Raw genomic sequence first — 17,163 nt, 5'->3', positions numbered from 1 at the left:
AGAAAGCGAAAGGCTTGTCTAACCTAAACTGTTTTGACTCCTATCGGCCAGAGGCCTGGACTCCATTTTGTCAATCGGCAGAGCCGAGCGACTGCGGGAGAGTCTAAAACTTCCAACGGTCATCTTAAGTAAAGCCTACTTTCAGTCTCTGCATTTTATTGAAAAGTCCTTCTTAAACCACTATTTTGGATCACCAACAAAAAAGCTGACCTAGATAGATCAGCTTTTCTTTGAAGTAATGCTCTATTGTACTAACTCAATACGCCAGTAGGGTCTTTCATCGCTAATTCAGAAGCGGCTTCTTTGTCGAGGAACCACATCAGAAAACCATTGGACGGAACGATAAGCTGAGCCGGATATTCGGCAATATTAATGGGATCTTCAATGACATGCCGCACGGCTTCTGCTTTTCCTTTACCGTACACCAGAAAAGCCGTACGACTCGCCTGATTAATCAAAGGAAACGTAAAAGAAATGCGATACACTTTTTCTTCGGGCAGGAATACAGATTTTACTGATACACTATCGTCTTCCAAAATATCCGTATGGGGAAATAAAGAAGCCGTGTGAGAGTTATCCCCCAAACCCAGTAGTATTAAATCAAAGCTGATTTTTCTCCGTTAAAGAACTTCTCAATCGTCTGGGTATAAGCCGCAGCGGCAGCCGCTGGTTCCAGACTAGTATCCACGGCGTAAACCTGGCTGGGATGAATCGCTAATGGCGTGAAGAGTGTTTTCTTCGCCATTAAGTAATTACTATCGGCATGATCCTGAGGAACATAACGCTCATCGCCAAAAAAGAAATGAACCTTTTTCCAGTCTAAGGCCATTGCGTACTTTGAGGCCAGAATTTCATACACCTTTTTGGGAGAGCTTCCACCCGACAGGGCCACGGAAAAACTTCCTTTTTTGTCAATGTTCCGAACCGCCGTATCCACAAAATACCGGGCGGTGTTTTCCAAGGTTTCCTCTACGGTATCACCAATCGTAATTTTCATAAGGGTGTTCTAATATGCAATGGTTTACAGGCATTTAATCTCTTCATACCGGTGTAGCCCATTAGTTGCTAACCATATTCACAGTAACCATAGAATACGAAAATTCGTATTCTATGGTTTTAACAATCAGACAGCCTTTACTGTTTCTTTGTTTTCAACGGAAGAGAAAACCAGTGAAATCCATCGCGGGCAATGAGTGCTTCAGCAGACTCAGGGCCCCAGGAATCAGCAGCGTAATTCGGGAAGCTCAGACTAGGTTTAGAAGCCCAGGTATTCAATACCGGCATCAATAAATCCCAGGCCGCTTCTACCTGATCGCCACGCATGAAGAGCGTTTGATCGCCCAGCATGGTGTCGAGTAATAACGTCTCGTACGCCTCGGGTGTCTGGTGCGTATACGTACCTGATAGTCGAATACCATGTCTACCGTATTCAGTACCATATCCAGCCCAGGGCGTTTCGCCTGCACTTGCAAACGGATGCTCATTTCAGGTTGAATACTGATAATCAGACGGTTTTGTGGAAGACTGTCTTTGATGCCCGAAGGAAAAATATCGTGAGGTACTTCCTTGAACTGAATCGAAATTACCGAAGCTGACTGGTGCATGCGTTTACCCGTTCTGAGGTAGAAAGGTACGCCTTGCCAACGCCAGTTATCTACAAAAAACTTGATGGCCGCAAAGGTTTCTGTATTAGAGTTTTCCTCTACTTTAGGCTCTTCACGGTAGCCATTTACTTCTTTTCCTTCCATCCAGCCACCGCCGTATTGACCACGTACGGCCGACAAACGAACGTCTTCTGCCGAGAAACGACGCATGGCTTTCAGCACGTCTACTTTACGGTTACGAACTTCATCGGCATTGAAACTAACGGGGGGTTCCATTGCCACGAGGCAGAGTAACTGTAACAGGTGATTCTGAATCATATCCCGCAGAGCACCCGCTCCGTCGTAATAATCGCCACGTTCCCCTACCCCTAACTGTTCCGTTACCGAAATCTGAACGTGTTCGATGTGATTACGATTCCAGAGTGGTTCAAGAATGGAGTTCGCAAAGCGGAACGCCATGATGTTTTGTACCGTCTCCTTACCTAAGTAATGGTCAATGCGATAAATCTGCTTCTCCTGGAAGATGCTCGCCAGCAGATCATTTAGCTTCTTAGACGACTCCAGATCATGCCCGAATGGTTTTTCAATCACAATTCGAACGCGTTCAGTATCTGAAGCCAAACCTGCTTTGGAAATGTTTTCGGCAATGATAGGGAAGAAATTAGGAGAAACTGCCAAGTAATAAATTACATTGGCTTTCTCGCCCCAGGCTTGCTGGTATTCGTCAATCCGGCTACTGAATTCCTGATAGGTTTCTTCGGCATTCAGATCTGAAACCTGATAGACTACGTGTTTGGAAAACTCCGCCCATTTTTCTGGAGAAGCTTTTCCGCTACGGGAAAACGAATTAATTCCTTCAAGAATTTTATCGTTGAAAACCTTATCCGTCAGTTTGGTACGACCCGTGCCAATAATGGCAAATTGCTCGGGCAGGTACCCGTCCAGATACAGATTATATAATGCGGGGGCCAGTTTCCGGGAGTTCAAATCACCCGTACCACCAAATATCACAAAGATGGTTGGCCTTGTAGTTGATTCCATGGGGTTAATAGATAAAAGGTTTGACTTTTACGGACCGACAGCTAATGCCGCCGGGTTATTAATAAAAACAGACACAATCCCCTAATCCGTCTGAATTTATTATTCTTTTGTCTGAGCTATCCTAGACCAGATTTACGTCTTCCTTACTTACCCATTCGGTATGGAAAACACCTTCCTTACCAATAAGCTCGTAAGTATGGGCTCCGAAGTAATCCCGCTGGGCCTGAATCAGGTTGGAAGGCAGGCGTTTGGTGCGGAAGGCATCAAAGTAACTAATGGCTGAAGTATAAGCCGGAGCGGCAATACCGCTCTGAATTGCAGCCGTTACAACGGTACGCGTGCCCGGAAGAGCGGCAATGATTTGTTGCTTAACGTTTTCGTCCAGTAACAAATGCTCCAGCTCAGGATTTTTCTCGTAAGCGTTGGTAATATCCGTCAGGAATTCGGAACGAATAATACACCCACCTCGCCAGATTTGAGCAATAGCGGCCAGATTGAGGTTGTATCCGTAAGCAATCGAAGATTTGTACAGCATGTGCATCCCTTGAGCATAGGTAATTACCATGCTCGCAAAAAACGCCTGCTCTAGTGCATCAATGAACTCTTCTTTGACGGCATCAATTCCGTGAGCCTGAGTGCTGTACAGGTCAGAAGCCTGTTCGCGGAGTTTTTTATACTTAGATAAATCGCGTTGTTCAACGGCGGTATCAATCGTAGCAATGGGTACTTCCAGATCCATAGAAGCCTGGGAAGTCCACTTACCCGTACCTTTGGCTTTTGCTTCGTCCTTGATGTCGTCGAGTAACTCGCGATCCGTTCCTGGAATTTTATACGCAAAAATATCTTTGGTAATGTCAATCAGGAATGACTTCAGACGGCCTTCGTTCCACTTGGCAAAAATCTGTCCGATCGCTTTCATTTTCAAGCTTTCAGACGATTTCAGTAACGTAGTTCTGCAATTAACTGCATGATCCCGTATTCAATCCCGTTGTGAACCATTTTCACAAAGTGACCGGAAGCTCCGGGGCCAATGTACGTTACGCAAGGAACGCCGTCTACCTTCGCCGCAATGGCTTCAAAAACGGGCTTCATTACTTCATAGGCATGCTTATCGCCACCGGGCATCATACTAGGACCGCGACGGGCACCAGATTCGCCCCCCGAAATACCCATTCCAAAGAAGTGGATTCCTTTGGTTTGCAGGTAATCTACCCGGCGATTAGTATCCGTGAAATGCGAGTTACCTGAGTCAATCAGAATATCGCCTTCTGAAAGTAGAGGCGTAATGTTTTCAATAACGCTATCTACAGCCTTACCTGCTGGAACCAGCATGATAATCGTACGGGGGATCGTCAGGCTTTGTACGAATTCAGGAAGGGTTACGAAACCCTTCACTTTTTTGCCTTCGCCTTCTTTTTCCAGAAGGTCGGCTTTGGATTGATCGGTATCATGACCCGCTACAGACACGCCATGATCCGCCATATTTAACAGGAGGTTACGGCCCATCGTACCCAGACCGATCATCCCCATAGTATACTGCTCAGTGCTCATGAGTTTGAGTTTTGAGTTTAGGGTTTTGAGTTACGTGTTTGGGGTTTTGAGTTCGGGTTGTTAAATGTCTCCCAAACCCAACAGGAATGAGAACAATAACCCAAAACTCTAAACCCTAAACGCCAAACACATAACTTAAAACAGATTTAGAAAGAAGCCACTTTGTCGGCGATGGCTTTGAGGAGTTTTTGGTAAGGTGCGATGAATTTTTCGATACCCTCTTCTTCGAGTTTCGTTGTAATTTCATCGAGGTTGATTCCTAAATCTTTCAGAGAATCAAGGGTTTGCGTTGCCTCATCCAGACCACTTTCCAGAGTAGATGCCGCATTACCATGATCACGGAAAGCCACCAGCGTTTCCATCGGAACGGTATCAACCGTGTTAGGACCAATCAAGGCTTCTACGTAATACGTATCCGCAATAGCAGGATCTTTGCTGCTCGTGCTTGCCCATAACAGACGCTGAGGTTTCGCTCCTTTTTCTTCTAATTTCTTGAAGCGTTCGCTAGAGAAAATTTCTTTGTAGATTTCGTACGATTTCTTCGCTGAAGCAACGGCTACTTTCGCTTTCAGGTCGCTGCCTTCGGGTAATTTAGGATCAACGGCTACGTCAATACGGCTCAGGAAGAAACTAGCTACCGAAGAAATATGATCAATAGGTTGACCAGCGGCCAGACGATCTTCCAATCCATCGATATATGCATTGGCAACGGCAGCGTAACGATCCAGGCTAAATAGCAGGGTAACGTTAATGTTAATACCTTCGCTGATGGCTTTGCGAATCGCAGGCAGGCCTTCGGCTGTTCCTGGAATCTTGATCATTACGTTTTTACGATCTACCCGCTCCCAAAGATCCAGAGCCTGCTCAATCGTTCCTTCGGTATCACGAGCCAGTTCGGGAGAAACCTCCAGACTCACGTACCCGTCCGCACCTACAACTTTATCATTATAAACACCATCAAACAAGTCCGCAGCATCCTGAATATCCTTGATTGCTAAGGCATAAAAAATATCTTCTTCACTCTGGCCCACCAGCTCTTTCATTTGCTCATCATACTCAGAGCTGCCGCTGATGGCTTTTTCAAAAATGGCCGGATTGGAAGTAATACCCCGAACGCCATCTTCGTCAATTAATTTTTGTAATTCGCCAGATTTAATAAATTTCCGTTCAATGAAATCGAGCCAGATGCTCTGTCCGTGTTCATAAATTGCTTTTACACGATTGGTTGCCATAGGTGATAGTAACTGTTTAAATGAAAACTAAACGATATGTTCTAAAGAGTGAACCTTTTGAAGACGACGAAGGTGCCGCTCGGCCCCGGAAAATTTTGCATTTAAGAATGCATCGACATATTCCTGAGCTGCCATAAAGCCCGTAATGCGGCCTCCCAGGCATAAAAGATTGAGGTCGTCGTCCTCAACGCCCTGATGAGCCGAAAAATGATCATTAATTAAAGCCGCCCGAACGCCCGCGATTTTATTAGCCACTACGGAAGCTCCCACGCCACTACCGCAAACGGCAATACCCCGATCTACTTCCTGATTAGCAATTGCTTTGCCTAAGGGAATAACAAAATCAGGGTAATCATCCTGCGTGTCGAGCGAATGGGCTCCGAAATCAACTACTTCATATCCTTTCGCCAGCAAAAACTGGTAAAGGGTTTGTTTGAGGTCGTACCCTCCATGATCGGCTGCAATTCCTATTTTCATAGCGGTGTTAGTTAAAGAAAAGGCTGATACGTTGTGTACCAGCCCCCTCGTTCCTTACTTATTCAGCAAGGCCTTAGCCCGGCTTACAACATTATCAACGGTAAATCCAAACTCCTTAAAAAGATCTTTTGCCGGTGCGGACTCGCCAAAGGTAGTCATAGCAATGACATCTCCCTCATCGGAGACGTATTTATGCCAACCTACGGGTGAGGCGGCCTCTACCGCGAGTCGTTTTTTCAGAGATTTAGGCAAAACGGTTTCTTTATAAGCCTCGTCCTGTTTCTCAAAAAACTCCCAGCAAGGCATACTCACTACCCGTGCCTGAATCGATTCTTCGGCTAATTTTTGCTGAGCTTCCAAAATTAAGGAAACTTCTGAACCCGTTGCTAATAAAATCACATCTGGTTCACCTTGCGAATCAGAAAGGATGTAAGCTCCTTTACTCAGGTTCTCCGCCTTAGCGTATTTATTCTGATCTAAAATAGGAATATCCTGACGGGTCAAAACAATAATTACCGGTCCTGTGGTATGCTCGATGGCCGCTTTCCAGGCCTGAGCTGTTTCGTTAGCATCGGCTGGACGGATAACCACGATATTAGGCATCGCCCGTAAGGCAATCAATTGCTCAACCGGCTGGTGCGTAGTCCCATCTTCTCCCAAACCGATACTGTCGTGCGTATACACCAGTATGGTTCGTATTTTCATAATAGCCGCCATCCGAATGGGAGGACGCATGTATTCCGAGAAAATAAGGAAAGTAGCCCCATACGGAATAATACCTTTCGTCATGGCCATGCCATTCAAGATCGCCCCCATCGAATGCTCGCGAACGCCGAAATGGAAGTTTCGTCCCGAACGATCTTCCGCCGAAAAGGATGGATAATCCTTTAGCATAGTATCCGTAGACGGGGCCAGATCGGCAGCTCCACCCGTCAAACTAGGCAAGATCGGAGCCAGTGCATTTAACACCTTACCCGAAGCTTTACGAGTGGCCATTTTACCCTCTTCCGCACTAAACGTCGGGATAGCATCCTGCCAGTTTTCGGGTAATTTCAGCGTGCGTTCCTGTTCGTACTGAGCAGCTAAATCGGGATATTTTTCTTTGTACGCAGCAAACAACTCGTCCCAGCTTTTCTCTAAGTCTTCACCTTTGGCTCCGATGCTGCGGTAATAGTCAAGCACTTCATCGGGAACGTAGAATGATTTTTCCGGATCGAAGCCAAAATTCTGCTTCACTAATTTTACTTCCTCTTCTCCCAGCGGTGATCCGTGCGAACCGGCCGTATTTACCTTATTCGGACTTCCGTAGGCGATCTGCGTACGAACTTTAATAAGCGAAGGTCGCTCGGTTTCATTTTTGGCATTCTCCACGGCCTGAGAAATGGCCTGAATATCATTTCCATCTTCTATAGACTGTACATGCCAGCCATAGGCTTCGAAACGCTTGGCCACGTCTTCGTCAAAGGTCATCGCCGTATTCCCTTCAATCGAAATATTATTGTCGTCGTAGAGGTAAATCAAATTACCTAACTTCAGATGCCCAGCGATGGAAGCGGCTTCGGAGGTTACCCCTTCCATTAAATCACCATCACTACAAATGGCGTAGATTTTATAATCAAATAGCTCAAAATCAGGCTTATTATAGCGAGCCGCTAACTGTTTCTGGGCAATGGCAAAACCTACCCCATTGGCAAAGCCTTGACCCAGAGGCCCCGTGGTAATGTCGATACCATCCAGTAAGCCATATTCCGGGTGACCCGCCGTTTTACTATGTAACTGACGAAAGCTCTTAATATCGTCCATCGTCAGGTTATATCCTGTTAAATACAGGTAACTATATTGTAGCATACACCCATGTCCAGCGGAGAGTAGAAAGCGGTCACGATTCGGCCATTCGGGATTTTTTGGATTATAATGCATATGATGAGCCCACAGCACATGTCCCATCGGAGCGGCCCCCATCGGCATGCGGGGTGACCAGAATTAGCTTTCTGAACCGCATCGGCGGACAGAACTCTGACGGTATTGATACCTAATTGCTCAATGTCGGTTGTTGTTACTGTCATCTTCTTAAAAATTTAGGTAAACACCGAGCAATAAACGTTTGCTGCGGTGAACTTTACACAGGTTTAAGTCTATCTTATCCGCAAAAGAATCATACAAGCCGAGAGATTTTGAGAGATAATTTCCTGATTTTAAGTGGAATTAATTTTTAATTAAAAGCAAAGTCATTTTTCATTAACTTCAGTTAACGATTATTTCTCCCTTACCGACCATGCCTTCTACCCAATTCGCCATTTATACTGCTCTGGCCGCTAATCTAGCCATTGCTGCCACCAAGTTTGTCGCCGCAAGCGTCAGCGGAAGTTCTGCCATGTTGTCGGAAGGAATCCATTCGCTGGTAGATACATTGAATGAATTTCTATTACTATTGGGCATCAAACGCAGCCAGAAACAACCCGATGAAAACCGACCTTTCGGGTATGGGAAAGAAGTCTACTTTTATTCCTATATCGTCTCGCTATTAATTTTTTCGGTGGGCGGCGGCGTTTCTTTTTACGAAGGCATTACGCACATTCAACATCCTCACGCCATTGAAGATCCTTTCTGGAATTATGTTGTTCTAGGAATTGCTTTTGCACTCGACGGTTTTTCACTGCTTACCGCCTTTAAAGCCTTTAATGCCCAACGAGGAAAAACACCATTTTGGAAAGCCGTAAAAGACAGCAAAGACCCTTCTACTTTCGTCGTGCTTTTTGAAGATGCTTCGGACGTATTAGGTTTACTAATTGCTTTTTTAGGAGTCTTTCTGGGGCACGAATTACAAAACCCGTACATCGACGGAGCCGCCTCCATCCTCATCGGCTGTATACTGATGGGCGTAGCCATTGTATTAGCCCGCGAAAGTAAAAGCTTATTATTAGGCGAAGGAGCAGATCCCGAGATTCGAAGTCAGGTCAGGGCCGTTACGCAAGCATTAAAAGACTCGGAGTCGCTAAAAAGTCAGTTAACCTTTCAAATGGGGCCCGAACAAGTAGTCGTTATTCAACAAGTTTGCTTCAATTCAAACCTGAATAGTGAAGAATTAATCAAAGCCGTGGCCGAACTTAAAGAGAATATTATCACACAAGTAGCTCCCGTAACTCATGTGTTTATTGAGCCAGTGAAAGGGTAATAAGTGAATCTTTCACTGGCTAAACAGCTGACTCTTGATTTGCCTACGCTTTGCAATACTAGGTAAATGGTAGCAGGTTCAAAGAGATTTGAAGATGTGTATACCTTGATTCGCATCGGAAAACGATACTATAATATCTATATTAGAAAAGGAATGACTACCTAATTGTTAATTAAATAGTCATTCCTTTTCTATAAATAACCTTATACTATTACCTAATTACTGAGAAATACTTAGGCCTAAGTAGATAATAGTTTTCCTTTTCGATGAATTCATTTTTATCAAATAACATGTTTATGGTTTGATAAGCAAAGTATAAATCTTTTTGTTTGATTTTTGCAAATTCATTATCGCTGGTAATAGCATCAGCGTATATAGGTAAGTAATACCATTTTGAGTAGTCTATATTAATTTCATCTTTACGATTCTTATTTATAAGATGAGAAGTTTCTGCTACTTTTTGTTTTATATAAACTAAAATTGAATCCATTGTACTACCTTCTATCAATAAGGAGTCAATTTGATAATTCTTTGAATATTTAAACTTAACTAATAGATAATCCTCATAATTATAGCTACCATGTTGTATATTGAAAGGTAGTTGTATATTTTGAAAATAATGTGATAAATGATTAACAGAACTAATTTTTGTAGGAGATTTTGGGTATTTCTGTGCCTGAGAAGTGCAGGAACAAGCTAGTATAAAAAACAAGTGAATAGCAATGCTATCAATGAATGTTTAGGAGCAATAATGGCCATGTTGTTTTTTATAAGAATTTTTTTGTTTTTGTATTGCTGATTCACTATTGCGATTGCTCTTGTTCTCGTCAGATCTACTTTTTCAAATTCCTTCCAAGCAGTGGTTTCCTGCAACCCGCCCCAAGCTAATGCTTCAGCATCAGATTGACTTAAATTTGGGAATAATCCCCTTAACGCATCAGCCATAGGAATAACAAAATTATTTGCCATCAAATTATGATGTGTATCTCTTAATATACCGGTATCTCTTAAATATGAATGTAATACCTCATGGTAAATGGTAGCTGCAATATATTCTTCGGAAGCGTACGCCAAATCACTAGAATTAAGAGTAATTTGACTAGAAGTAGCATTGGTAGGAATTTCATCCGCATCTGTGCCATCTTCTAAAATCCCTTCGGCAAAAGTTATTTCCCTAGTTCCTGCTTCTTTAAAATTTCTTAATATTATTTGCACTTCACTTTTAAAGCTTGCATTAAGCATGTCGCCAAGTACACTTTTAAAACACTCATTGTTTAGATTGTTTATAATATCAAAAATAAATGCTCCTGGCTGCTCGTACCATTTCCAATTAGGTTGACTAGGATCATTGATATCACCTCCTCCTCCGTTATTTGGATCAGTAGGAGTTTCAGGTTCACTCCAACAAACAACTTCCTCTCGAGGCCCCTCGATAATTTGAAAATTATCACATCGCATGCCAGGTTCAAACGTCCATTGTGGAATTATTGGTTCATCACAATTACTGATATACTCCTTAGCAATAACTATCACCGAATTACCTAGTTGGCAGCCAGCAGAAAATACAGCTCGTCTTTTACATTCACACCCGCCACTATTAGCACGTCCTCCCCTATTATTACCAACAGAAAGTTTAGCAATAATTTTGCCATTCTCATATTTATAACCTTCTATGGCAGTTCCGTCACTATTTCTTAGGTACCATTCACCTGTAAAATCTTTTCGGTAAACACTACCACTGTGTTTCTTGTAAAAATTATATTCTGGTATTACTTCTAATATTCCAGATTTATACTCTTTTGCATGGTCATCAAAGTAGATGACTAATTGTGGTTGGGGTAATTTTACTACTTGAGTATCTTCATAGACACGGTATTGATCAACGGCTTGTATGAATGGTATTTGAAGAAGATATTTTTCCTGTTTTTCAAATCTTATTGATGCAGCATTTTTCCAGTCAGGCGTTAGTTTACTAAAAATGGATTTACTTCTCGTTCCCTTATTTATTTTATTATACCATTCCTTCACAGAGTTAACATCTAAAGGGCCTGAATGCTCAGAAAACAAAGATTCAGAATTCTTGCTACAGGATAAAAGTAAAATGATGCAGGAAATAAAAAAGTAGTTAATATGTTTCATATGAATGGTAGGTTAAAAACGCTCAATTATAAATACAATAAACTAAAATCACTAAAAATATTTATTAATAATTTTTTTAATAATTCTAATAACATTACTTTATAGTAGTTCAATTTAAAAATGTATAACATATGTATACAATTTAACTACTAATAGTACTTTTATAGTTATCCAAAACTCCTTACCTTTTACTATAAGGTTCCGTAGAACCTGGCTCAATTAAATAGCCGTCTTTTATTTTCAAGAGTCCTTTTGAATTGTAAGGTAATCGAAATAATACATTATAGGTTAACTTAAGATTTGTTTGAGAAGCATTACCCCGAGTAAAGCATCCTGAGGCCTCCGGGTCAACAAACTGATAAAACGGATACGTAAACCAGTAGGATTTTAGATTTTCTTTTAAGTGAGTAAATTTCCACCGCCCAGAACTAGACCAAATACGATCACTTATTTTTTTAACAACGAATGGTCTTAGATTTCCACTTAAAATAAGAGAATCTACGATACCTTTTTCATTCACTCTAAATTTAAATTCGCCATATTGAGTCTCACAATTTTTAGCTAGCTCTTCTGTTACAAATACGTATTTTCCCAAATAGTAGGATATAGGTTTTCTTAATTCACTTTGATGTAAGCTTTCTGTCAATGAAATCTCAAAATCTGGATAGAGATCATTGCCTTGAGAAAAAGCTTTAATACTCGTCAATAGAATGATACTTTGGATAAATACTATTCGTTTAACATTCATAATTGTCTTTATTATAAGTAGTACTTAAAGATGTAAAATTTCTACCATTATCAAGTTTATACCTTAGTTAGAAATTATCTACAACTTATATACTACGAATCATAACTACTAAAATCTTTATTAATTGAGAATCGGAAGCATTGGTGTAGCTTCTTTGTGCATAGCTATTTCCGAGTACAATGGCAAATGAAAACCTGCTATTGGTATTTATGAGTAGTCTCCAAACACTGGTGTTCTCTGTGACGCCTAACATAGAATACCTTACGCATCTCAACTATAGTAGCCTGATCATATAGCTCTGAGAATCCATCTCACGTAAAATTTCCCGCGTTAGTTCAGTACAGCCTATTCTCAGAGCCGATTACAAACTACTTTCAGCTTGTAACATTTTACAAAGGTTCCTTTAAAAAACGTTATATTTGTCAGAAAACCGTTACTTTTAGGGTTGTTTATCGATCAGTTTTGCTTATCACCCCATGCAATACGTTGCTTATTACCGCGTTTCGACGGTTTCTCAGGGAAAATCGGGATTAGGGCTTTCGGCTCAGCAGGAAATTGTTCGCCGCTTCGTGCGTGACGGCGAAACTATTTTAGAGGAGTTTACGGAAGTCGAATCAGGGAAAAAATCAGACAGACCTCAGTTAAAAGCAGCTATTGCCTTTGCCAAGGAAAAAAGAGCCCGTTTGTTAATTGCCAAACTTGACCGGCTTTCCAGAAATGCCGAATTCATTTTTACCCTCAGAAACGCCGAAGTAGATTTTGTGGCCTGCGACATTCCCGATGCTAATACGCTTACCATTGGCATCATGGCCGTGTTGGCCCAGCACGAACGCGAGTTGATTTCGGAACGAACCCGTAATGCCCTCCGGCAAAAGAAGCGGTTAGGATTTACCTTGGGTAAACCCGAAAACCTAACGGAAGAAGCCATTAGCAAAGGCCGGGAGCTACGTATTGAAAATGCCAAAACCCATCAGGCGAACCGACAAGCCGCCGAATTAGCCCGACTCTACAGAGCCCAGGGACACACCTACGCAGTCATTGCTGAAAAATTGAATAATAACGGTTTTCGCACTCGAAGGGGAAAATTGTTCCATGCCATGACGGTGCAGCGGCTGGTACTACGTTTTACATAAGGTATTAAACGTTTACACTATACGTAAGTTTCAACGCTAAACACCGTAAGTATATGAGTGTTCCACACAATGATCTTCACGGCAATGTACCTGATAGCTGCCCTGTCGCCCTAGTAATTATTGATATGATTAATGATCTGGAATTTCCTGAAGGCGAAGAGTTTGTAGGTACTTCTATACAGGTTGCAGAATGTATTCGGGATTTAAAGAAACAAGCCCGAAAGCTTAACATTCCCGTTATTTATGCAAATGATAATTTTGGTCGCTGGCGTTCTGATTTCAATGAGGTGATTGACCATGTTCTTCACGATCAGGTAAGAGGGCAGGCACTAGCGGAAATTCTCAGGCCCGAAGCGGACGATTACTTCGTTCTTAAACCCAAGCATTCCGCCTTTTTTGCCACAACGCTGTCAACCTTGCTAAGTTACTTCAATGTGAAACGTCTGATTTTGACGGGAATATCTACCGATTCCTGCATTGTTTTTACGGCAACAGATGCGTACATGCGGGATTATGAAATCTACGTTCCTTCGGATTGTACCACGGCCCGAAACGAAGACTATACGCAAAATTCACTCACGTTTTTAGAGCGAACGGTGCATGCTAACCTCACTCCTTCGTCGAAACTGAATTTGCAACAATTAATGGAATTTGAATAAACATTAAAAGTATTGATTAGCTGGTGTAATCGGGTAGAACGAAATTTGAAATACCTATCAGCGGGTTGTCTATTTATAGTTTTGAGCTCCTCACCTAATACAGTTGAAGAGAATCTTAAGAAGCTCATGAGCCTTGCCGGATGAAACGGTTTTCAGGCAAGGCTCATGAATCATCCAGTTTTGATCCAGTTCTGACAGGCGATCATTAACATTTCTATTCATCAAAATCGTTCGCGTATACTCTACCACGTAATTTCCTTTCGCCGATGGTTACCAAAGCATTTTAGGTTAGGCATGGCTTTCGCTCTCTATTCGTTTTCTTTGCCTCAGACGACCAACGGCCTACATATTAGGTCGTCACTCGGCAAAGCCGAGCGACTGCGAAGAGAGGAATTCGCATATACCCTAAGTCTGTCATCCAGAGCAAAGCGAAGGACCTTATTACCTTTGCGAGCGTACTTGACCTCGGGAAAGTTATGTTAATCACAGGCGTAAGACTTCTATCTCGTATCCGTTTATTTCTTTAACTATACTCGCTTCCCCGGATTTCATCCGGGGCTACGGGCTACCGTCGATATATAACTTATTTTACACCTAAAGGATATAGTAATACTTTACCATCAAAATCCGTCATTTCTCCAATAAGACTTCACTAGCCCTAGCCCGAAAAGCACACTTTTTCTATCTCTATTAAGGATTAGACAGAACCTTTCGGTTTTTAAGATCATATTTCTGACCTTCACTCAGCAAAATAAAACCACCATTAGAAGTGGTGAAATTCTCTTTCGCATTAGAGTCGTGCGAAGGGCTCTTTCCTAGTATCGTTTGATAATCATAAACCGCCACATACGATTTGCCTACCACTTCAAAAGTATCCTGCTGAACAACAATGGCGGTAGATTCATCCAGGCCAATGCCAATCAGTTCGGGAGCATTTTTGATGAAATCTATTAAATCAAATTGCCGATTTCTTTTCAGTAAATGCTGGTCAATGGCGGAGTTCTTTAAAAAGCCAAGTCCCTGCGTGTGATCGCCGACCAGAATCTGAGCCCCTTTGGTATCGCCCCGCCATAAAAATGATCCCTGAATACTCGCTCCCGCTGAACTTCCGGCAATAACCCCTCCCCGATTTAATACCTCAAAAAAGGCTTGATGAGTCAAGGTATTCAGGTACGAATCGGCTAGCCGCCATTGTCTTCCACCAATAAAGTACACGCCCGTTGCTTCTTTCAAGGGAGCGATGAAAGCCTCACTATTTGCTTCCGTAAGCTTTTTGGTGTGCAATAACGTTACCTTCGCAACGCCCGATTGTTTCCTGATGCTTTCCACATGCTCAGGTTTTAACGCTTCTTCATCGCCAGCAGCAGCAGTAACCACCACAATCTTAGCCTTTTCCTTTCCACCCGCTAATGTCACAAATGTATTCCAGATTTCAGGGCCGACTTTGCCTCCGCCAATGATGAGGAGTGATCCTTTTTCGGGACCGTGTCTAGTGGTGCTTTTTTCGTTGATAACAACAGGCGTCTGAGCCAAAGCAGACCAGGTGATGATGGTAAATAACAAAAAGTAAATCTGACGCATGGGTAAGGTATTCTGATTGATAAATAAATCTACCTTTCAATGGCAGTTCATCCAAGTAAAGAGCGATTCAATTGCTGTTAACCGCGACCAAAGGCATACTTCTACCTGCTTTCAGGCATCTGTTCATACCTTTCACTTCCATCGTTAACTACTTTTAACGTCGCAATTGCTTGGCTGACTTTTTATTCATGCTTAGTTTTCTAACCATTCAATCAATGCTCAAACGCCATGAAACACCTCAGCCTTTTTACACTTCTATTTTTCGTATTCACAATGACCTATGCTCAGGAGCGGCCTGATTATGACAATCTAAAGAAAGCCGAAATCGAGCAACATTTAAGTAAAGAGGGCTTTATCTCTAAAACAGGCTGGGTTTTAAAAGAAGGGGAAGAAATTACCCTCGGCAACGGAACCATGCCCAATAAATTTTTTGCATTTATTTACGAAACGCCCGCCTATCAGCACAGCGATGAACGGGAGCGGCTTACATCCTTCTCCAATGGGAAAAAGGCAAAAGTTAAATCTTTGTTAGTGAGAGGTTCTAAACGGACAGGTTATCAAGTCATTGCCCGAATTGGCATTGGTACCCTAACGAACTACTGGGTAGAACTCGACAATGCCATTGAGGCGGGCGAGGTAACGCTTCCCGAACCCTATGCTTCTCATCTGCAAACACCCGTGGCAAAGCCTTTTAGCGTAGCCGATGAAATCCGAAAGTTTAAGGAATTGATGGACGAAGGGGTCCTGACGAAAGAGGAATTTGAAACGCAGAAAAAGAAACTACTGAATCAGTAGCCGATGAAAAATCATTTTTAGCTAGGCTGCAAGTACCTGGCTTTTACTTTTGTAATGATAATCATTCATGTTAAAAAAGAGTTATGGTTTTTTCAGTCATTGGCACCGGGGCAATTGGTGGATTTTACGGAGGAATGCTTGCCGGGGCCGGGCAGGACGTTCACTTTTTATTGAATACCGATTACGACTGGGTCAACGAACATGGTTTACAAATTAACTCCGCCCATCTGGGAGGGCTTCATCTTCCGAAAGTTCAGGCCTACCAGAAGGCCACGGACATGCCTCCATCGGATGTGATTTTGGTGGGTTTGAAAAGCAATCAGAACGAAAAACTATTACCCGATTTATTACCGCCCCTTTTGAAAAAAGATAGTCTTGTCATCTTGATTCAGAATGGGTTAGGCGTAGAAAAGGACGTGGCCGATCTCTTTCCGGGCGTTTCCATCGCCGGAGGCATTGCCCGGGTCTCGGCCAGCAAAGTAAGTCCCGGTGTAATCAGGCATTTTGATAACGGTCGATTGGAGTTAGGTTCCTATAACCTCCCGGATTTGAATCGTCTCGAGGAAGTCGTAAGCACTTTTCAAACTACGGGTTTACCCATCGTTACCATTCCTGATTTACAATTCATTCGCTGGCGTAAATTGGTTTGGAATATTCCATTCAATGGGCTTTCTGTCATTCTTAATACTACTACAGATCAGTTAGTGGGAAATCCGGAAACGGCTCAGCTATCGAAAGAAATCATGCGGGAGGTGATTGCCGGAGCTAATGCCTGCGGGATTCATCTTCCAGAAGCTTTCGCCGACGAAATGCTGGCGTACACCCAACGCATGCGACCGTATTCCCCTAGCATGAAACTCGATTTTGAGCAGGGTCGTCCGCTGGAGATTCGCTACATTTATGAAAACCCCGTTTCAGCGGCTCAGGCAGCGGGTTACTCCATGAGTCGGGTGGATACGCTAGCCCAACAGCTAACTTTTCTGGAACGTCAACGAAACTCTCAGGCTGAAATGTAATACCGTAAATGA

General features: G+C 42.6%; 13 protein-coding genes and 3 pseudogenes. 5 read left to right on the top strand and 11 right to left on the bottom strand.

Going from position 1 to position 17,163, the window contains the following annotated elements; all coding sequences use genetic code 11:
* Nucleotides 1–251: 251 nt before the first annotated feature.
* The 7 genes and pseudogenes from BWI96_RS22860 to tkt form a co-directional block, all read right to left on the bottom strand.
* On the bottom strand, nt 252–584 hold the full coding sequence (locus BWI96_RS22860; RefSeq protein ID WP_198555189.1) for a 6-phosphogluconolactonase: 333 nt from the start codon (nt 582–584) through the stop codon (nt 252–254).
* Nucleotides 585–595: 11 nt separating this feature from the next.
* Nucleotides 596–997, bottom strand: a complete 402-nt coding sequence (locus tag BWI96_RS22855) for a 6-phosphogluconolactonase (RefSeq protein ID WP_198555188.1) — start codon at nt 995–997, stop codon at nt 596–598.
* Nucleotides 998–1,134: 137 nt separating this feature from the next.
* Nucleotides 1,135–2,645 (bottom strand): annotated as a pseudogene (gene zwf / locus BWI96_RS08135) (glucose-6-phosphate dehydrogenase).
* 121 nt (nt 2,646–2,766) lie between these two features.
* Nucleotides 2,767–4,127: pseudogene (gene gndA / locus BWI96_RS08130) on the bottom strand (NADP-dependent phosphogluconate dehydrogenase).
* Between the two features lie 215 nt (nt 4,128–4,342).
* On the bottom strand, nt 4,343–5,428 hold the full coding sequence (gene tal, locus BWI96_RS08125; protein WP_106636159.1) for a transaldolase: 1,086 nt from the start codon (nt 5,426–5,428) through the stop codon (nt 4,343–4,345).
* A 27-nt stretch (nt 5,429–5,455) separates the two neighbouring features.
* Nucleotides 5,456–5,905, bottom strand: coding sequence for an RpiB/LacA/LacB family sugar-phosphate isomerase (locus tag BWI96_RS08120; RefSeq protein ID WP_106636158.1), 450 nt, complete (start codon nt 5,903–5,905; stop codon nt 5,456–5,458).
* Nucleotides 5,906–5,959: 54 nt separating this feature from the next.
* Nucleotides 5,960–7,971 (bottom strand): annotated as a pseudogene (tkt, locus tag BWI96_RS08115) (transketolase).
* Between the two features lie 209 nt (nt 7,972–8,180).
* Between tkt and BWI96_RS08110 the strand changes: the two are divergent.
* A complete protein-coding gene (locus BWI96_RS08110) occupies nt 8,181–9,080 on the top strand; it encodes a cation diffusion facilitator family transporter (protein WP_106636157.1) in 900 nt (299 codons plus the stop codon).
* 211 nt (nt 9,081–9,291) lie between these two features.
* Here BWI96_RS08110 and BWI96_RS21525 read toward each other — a convergent pair whose 3' ends face one another.
* The 3 genes from BWI96_RS21525 to BWI96_RS08095 form a co-directional block, all read right to left on the bottom strand.
* Nucleotides 9,292–9,570, bottom strand: coding sequence for a hypothetical protein (locus tag BWI96_RS21525; protein WP_157830269.1), 279 nt, complete (start codon nt 9,568–9,570; stop codon nt 9,292–9,294).
* Between the two features lie 206 nt (nt 9,571–9,776).
* A complete protein-coding gene (locus BWI96_RS08100) occupies nt 9,777–11,219 on the bottom strand; it encodes a hypothetical protein (RefSeq protein ID WP_106636155.1) in 1,443 nt (480 codons plus the stop codon).
* Between the two features lie 181 nt (nt 11,220–11,400).
* Nucleotides 11,401–11,967: a hypothetical protein gene (locus tag BWI96_RS08095; protein ID WP_106636154.1), complete on the bottom strand. Its 567-nt coding sequence runs from the start codon at nt 11,965–11,967 to the stop codon at nt 11,401–11,403.
* Nucleotides 11,968–12,443: 476 nt separating this feature from the next.
* Between BWI96_RS08095 and BWI96_RS08090 the strand changes: the two genes are divergently transcribed.
* Nucleotides 12,444–13,100 (top strand): recombinase family protein, encoded by a 657-nt coding sequence (locus tag BWI96_RS08090; protein WP_106636153.1) that lies wholly within the window; start codon nt 12,444–12,446, stop codon nt 13,098–13,100.
* Nucleotides 13,101–13,153: 53 nt separating this feature from the next.
* Nucleotides 13,154–13,759, top strand: coding sequence for a cysteine hydrolase family protein (locus BWI96_RS08085; RefSeq protein ID WP_106636152.1), 606 nt, complete (start codon nt 13,154–13,156; stop codon nt 13,757–13,759).
* A 690-nt stretch (nt 13,760–14,449) separates the two neighbouring features.
* On the opposite strand, the gene BWI96_RS08080 is transcribed toward BWI96_RS08085, so the two are convergent.
* Complete coding sequence (locus tag BWI96_RS08080; RefSeq protein WP_106636151.1) at nt 14,450–15,340, bottom strand: cyanophycinase; 891 nt, start codon at nt 15,338–15,340, stop codon at nt 14,450–14,452.
* Between the two features lie 228 nt (nt 15,341–15,568).
* Between BWI96_RS08080 and BWI96_RS08075 the strand changes: the two genes are divergently transcribed.
* Together BWI96_RS08075 and BWI96_RS08070 are read left to right on the top strand one after the other, a co-directional pair.
* On the top strand, nt 15,569–16,135 hold the full coding sequence (locus BWI96_RS08075; protein WP_198555187.1) for an SHOCT domain-containing protein: 567 nt from the start codon (nt 15,569–15,571) through the stop codon (nt 16,133–16,135).
* Between the two features lie 83 nt (nt 16,136–16,218).
* On the top strand, nt 16,219–17,151 hold the full coding sequence (locus BWI96_RS08070; protein WP_106636150.1) for a putative 2-dehydropantoate 2-reductase: 933 nt from the start codon (nt 16,219–16,221) through the stop codon (nt 17,149–17,151).
* Nucleotides 17,152–17,163: the final 12 nt, after the last annotated feature.

This window comes from Siphonobacter sp. SORGH_AS_0500, assembly GCF_002838835.1.
In the GTDB taxonomy this organism is placed as follows: Bacteria; Bacteroidota; Bacteroidia; order Cytophagales; family Spirosomataceae; genus Siphonobacter.
Note: the sequence above shows the minus strand (reverse complement) of the source record. Positions and strands in the feature narration are given on the sequence as shown.